1 protein-coding gene is annotated in these 1,250 nt (G+C 76.5%); it reads left to right on the top strand.

From position 1 onward, the window contains the following. Positions 1-69: 69 nt before the first annotated feature. Positions 70-1,250: type VII secretion-associated serine protease mycosin (gene mycP / locus JJ683_RS18680; RefSeq protein ID WP_200176320.1), on the top strand; the 1,181-nt coding region annotated here is incomplete at its 3' end.

Below are 1,250 nucleotides of genomic sequence, written 5' to 3'. Positions count from 1 at the left end.
CCGGCCGCCGCGGACGTGCGCCAGACGGCGCCCTGCGCCGTCGCCGACCGGGCGCCCGGGGCGCCGCCGGTGGGGGTCCCACCCGCGCAGGCCCTTCTGCACGTCGCCGACCTATGGCGCTTCGGCACCGGCCGAGGCCAGACTGTCGCCGTCATCGACACCGGGGTCGCCCCGCATCCGCGGCTGCGCAACCTCGTCCCCGGCGGAGACCTTGTGGCGGCCGGCGGCCGAGGATCGGGCCCGGGCCTGAAGGACTGCGACGCCCACGGCACGATCGTGGCCGGCATCATCGCGGCCGCCCCGTCGTCACGGGACGGCTTCGCCGGAGTCGCACCCGATGCGCGCATCCTGTCGATCCGCCAGTCGTCGGCCAAATTCACCGACTCGGCCGCCGCCCCGGGCAACGGCACGGACGGTGGGGCCGGCGGGGGCAGCGGCACCATCGGCACGCTGGCCCGGGCGATACGCATGGCGGCCGACCAGGGCGCCACCGTCATCAACATCTCCGAGGTCGCGTGCGGACGGGGCGTCGGCGCACTGCGCACCAGCACGCTCGCGGACGCGGTGGCCTACGCGGCGCGGCGCGACATCGTGATCGTCGCGGCCGCCGGGAACACCCGCGGCGACAACGGCGCATGCCGGCAGAACCCCACCGAGCGCGACCCGCTGCGGCCGGATTCACGCGGGTGGGACTCCGCGTTCACCGATGTCGCGCCGGCGCACTACACGGACCACGTGCTCACCGTCGCGTCGGTGGACCCGGACGGATCGCCCTCGGAGTTCAGCGTGGCGGGACCGTGGGTGACCGTGGCCGCGCCCGGTACCGGCGTCGTATCCCTCGCCAACAGCGCGGACGGCGGCCTGGCCGATCGGGTGCGCACCGAGCGCGGCGTCACTGCGGTCGAAGGCACGAGCTTCGCCGCGCCGCTCGTCGCCGGCCTGGCGGCGGACATCCGCTCGCGTTTTCCCGCACTGACCGCGCCCGAAGTGGTCGAGCGGATCGTCGCGACCGCCATCCCCGGCCCGCACGGGTGGGAGCCCACTGTCGGGTACGGCGTGATCGACCCGCTCGCCGCCCTCACCACAACGCCGGCCGCGCTTCGGGCACTGCGGTCCGGCGGCACGGGGCCGGACGGCGGGCCCAGTGGCCGGACCGCCACGTTGGCGACGGCGCCGGCCCCGGAGCCGCCGGACACCACGGCCCGCGACCGTGCATTCTTCGCGGCGGCGGCGGCCGCCGCGGTACTCGG

It is taken from the genome of Tomitella cavernea (assembly GCF_016599145.1).
In the GTDB taxonomy this organism is placed as follows: domain Bacteria; phylum Actinomycetota; class Actinomycetes; order Mycobacteriales; family Mycobacteriaceae; genus Tomitella; species Tomitella cavernae.
This window is presented reverse-complemented; position numbering and strand designations above follow the sequence as displayed.